Consider the following 2,651-nt stretch of genomic DNA (forward strand, 5'->3'; position numbering starts at 1 on the left):
CAAAAAGGCTCTAAGGATACAGCCTTGCATGTGAAATGAGAATCCTAAAAAGTCTCAACCAGCCTAAACATATACACTTAAAGCAATGGGTTACTGTCTCGGTTATGGGAATCTAGTCAAAATGACTTCCCTGTCGGCGCGCACATTTATGCCCACATACAATAGCAGTATATATTCAAGATTGGCCGAGACTCAATAGAAAATAACGACTACAACTACATCTTACAAGTCGGCTTGCCCGAGGCTAAGATAAGAGCTATCTAACCCTCGGTCTGCGCCTGTAAGGCTCAGTGGCGTCGGTGATGCAAACCGTTAGACGTCATACACAAAGATTTTAAAAAATGATAATAAAAATACTCTGAATGTGATATAATAAAAGTAAGGAATGTAAGGAATAGGCGAGGAGGCAAAACAATGGAAATTGCTAAAATAACATCAAAAGGTCAAATTACAATACCTATAGAAATAAGAAAAAAGTTGCGACTAAAAGAAGGGGATAAAGTACTGTTTATTGATGAAGGAGATAAGATTGTATTTGCAAATGCGTCAATATCAGCACTAGAGAAGATACAGATGGAAATGATAGGTGAAGCAGAAAAAGTAGGAGTTTCAACCGAGGATGATGTTATAGACTTAGTAAAAGACTTACGATCAGAAAAAAGGAAAATATGATATGAGAGTCTTGGTAGATACAAACGTGATAATTTCAGCCATATTATTTCCAAAATCATTACCATCAGATGTAATAAAGGAATTAGCAATAAACCATGATATAATCCTGTGCACACACATAATTGAAGAGCTGCAGGAAATATTTGATAGAAAATTTCCAAACAAGAAGCAAATGATAGAAGAATTTCTTTCGGAACTGACGTATGAGTTAATATATACTCCAAGTATTATTAATAAAGATAAGTATCCATTCATACGAGATGACAAAGATTTGCCAATTTTGGTGTCAGCTATAAATGGTATGTGTGATGTAATTATTACTGGAGATAAAGATTTTTTAGAAATGGAAATAGATAATCCTAAAATTATGACAGCTAGATTGTTCATGGAAACAGTAAATTAATCCATGTACGACAGTCTAACAACGTATCTACGAATCGGAAAGAACCCTCGGTTGTCCGAAGAAAATGCAAAGAAGTTAATACAGACAACACATGACCCAGCCTAACATAAGAGCTATGTAAGGCTGGGTCATGTCGGTGATGCAAACCGTTTCTAGCATACTCGAAAACTAAAAACAGAAAGTCAGTGAAAACATGAAAAAGACAAAAAAATCAAACACACCAAGACATAAAAGACTAAATAGAAAAAGCAGGCTACAAGCAGCTAAAACATGGATAACTAAGTATAATGGGAAGAATTTAGTGCGTGGATATAGTAAACATTTTGCAGTTGATTTGTTATGTGCTGCCAAGGAATTAGAATTACTAGGATACGAAGTAAAAAAAGAATACATAGAAAAGTTAAAGATCGATTTAGAATATAGAGTTAAGAAAAAACAAGAAAGAAAAAATAGAATGCTAGAAAATCAAGAAGCAGATTATATTTTTGATGGTTTATTAGAAAAAGATTATTACCACGATAATGAACAAGGTGAAACAGATTACGATTTTGTATGCATATTCGATGATGGCGAGTCCACCAGATAACACTATGTATTCGCAAGGGTGCGGAAGCGATTTGATACATGGAGTAATGCAAAGATGCATAGGCACGAAGCAACTGTCGCACCACATCTCCGAGCCTAACCGGAGTCGGCTTGCCTGAGGCTAAGATAGGAGTTATCTAACCCTCGGTCTACGCCTGTAAGGCTCAGTGACGTCAGGACTGCAAACCGTTATGCAAAAGCTCACCGATACAATACCAATATAAGACAATGTGTTATAATAATAGACAAGCAGCTAGTAATGGAATATTAATCGGAGGTGCTTCAGATGGACTGGGAAAGCATTAGACAACAATACCCAAATAAGTGGGTTTTGTTAGAGGCCATTGATGCCCACTCTACAGATGGCAGAAGAATAATTAACAAAAGCTCAGTAGTTAATTACTTTAATGACAGTAAAGAAGCATTAACAGAATACAAAGAGCTTCATAAAAACGCACCTGATCGAGAACTATATGTTGTGCATACAAGCAAACAAGATTTACACGTAGTTGAGCGGAAATGGTTAGGTATAAGAGTATGAAAAAAACATTAAACATAAATCATCAATTGCCCTTTGTACAACTAAGAATTTGGTACAGAGGGCATAGTTTATTAATGAAAAACGTTTTAATTGATAATGGTTCTGCTAGTACCATCTTCAAGTTAGATACAGTTGAAGAAATAGGGTTAATAGCTGAAGCTGAGGATACAGTTGGTACGATTTCAGGAGTAGGTGGCAGTGAATGTTTATTGCACTTAAATAGAACCACCAGTGTGATGAGTCAGAGCCAGTATGTGCATCAAATTGAGCCAGTATGTGCATCAGTGAGAGCCACACTAGTTTTATCTTTATTCTTTTTTAGATTTTTAATAGCATCAACCAACTACGCAGGTTGTCAAGGGCGAGCGGTTTTTGCTCGCGAAGTTCACCCTTGACAGCCACGCAGTTTTACATCCTATTCTTGGTGTCTGTGAAAACAGGCACCTGCCT

At 36.4% G+C, this 2,651-nt stretch carries 5 protein-coding genes; all 5 read left to right on the forward strand.

The window, feature by feature from the left end; translation table 11 throughout:
* Nucleotides 1-414: 414 nt before the first annotated feature.
* The 5 genes from BHF68_RS07245 to BHF68_RS07265 all read left to right on the forward strand — a co-directional run bounded on the left by BHF68_RS07245 (nt 415) and on the right by BHF68_RS07265 (nt 2,596).
* Nucleotides 415-672 carry an AbrB/MazE/SpoVT family DNA-binding domain-containing protein gene (locus BHF68_RS07245; RefSeq protein WP_069642994.1) on the forward strand — a complete coding sequence of 86 codons (258 nt, stop codon included), beginning with the start codon at nt 415-417 and terminating at the stop codon, nt 670-672.
* A gap of 1 nt (nt 673) precedes the next feature.
* Nucleotides 674-1,075 (forward strand): putative toxin-antitoxin system toxin component, PIN family, encoded by a 402-nt coding sequence (locus tag BHF68_RS07250; protein WP_069642995.1) that lies wholly within the window; start codon nt 674-676, stop codon nt 1,073-1,075.
* A 193-nt stretch (nt 1,076-1,268) separates the two neighbouring features.
* Nucleotides 1,269-1,661, forward strand: coding sequence for a hypothetical protein (locus BHF68_RS07255; protein ID WP_069642996.1), 393 nt, complete (start codon nt 1,269-1,271; stop codon nt 1,659-1,661).
* 285 nt (nt 1,662-1,946) lie between these two features.
* Nucleotides 1,947-2,201 (forward strand): hypothetical protein, encoded by a 255-nt coding sequence (locus tag BHF68_RS07260; protein ID WP_069642997.1) that lies wholly within the window; start codon nt 1,947-1,949, stop codon nt 2,199-2,201.
* Nucleotides 2,180-2,596 (forward strand): hypothetical protein, encoded by a 417-nt coding sequence (locus tag BHF68_RS07265; RefSeq protein WP_141706249.1) that lies wholly within the window; start codon nt 2,180-2,182, stop codon nt 2,594-2,596. Before BHF68_RS07260 ends, BHF68_RS07265 begins: the two co-directional genes overlap by 22 nt.
* Nucleotides 2,597-2,651 lie beyond the last annotated feature (55 nt).

It is taken from the genome of Desulfuribacillus alkaliarsenatis, assembly GCF_001730225.1.
Lineage (GTDB): Bacteria > Bacillota > Bacilli > Desulfuribacillales > Desulfuribacillaceae > Desulfuribacillus > Desulfuribacillus alkaliarsenatis.

What these genes read in the sequence shown, in the direction of transcription:
- BHF68_RS07260 (WP_069642997.1), top strand. Translation starts at nt 1,947, where the DNA reads ATGGACTGGGAAAGCATTAGACAACAATACCCAAATAAGTGGGTTTTG.
- BHF68_RS07250 (WP_069642995.1), top strand. Translation starts at nt 674, where the DNA reads ATGAGAGTCTTGGTAGATACAAACGTGATAATTTCAGCCATATTATTT.
- BHF68_RS07245 (WP_069642994.1), top strand. Translation starts at nt 415, where the DNA reads ATGGAAATTGCTAAAATAACATCAAAAGGTCAAATTACAATACCTATA.
- BHF68_RS07255 (WP_069642996.1), top strand. Translation starts at nt 1,269, where the DNA reads ATGAAAAAGACAAAAAAATCAAACACACCAAGACATAAAAGACTAAAT.
- BHF68_RS07265 (WP_141706249.1), top strand. Translation starts at nt 2,180, where the DNA reads ATGGTTAGGTATAAGAGTATGAAAAAAACATTAAACATAAATCATCAA.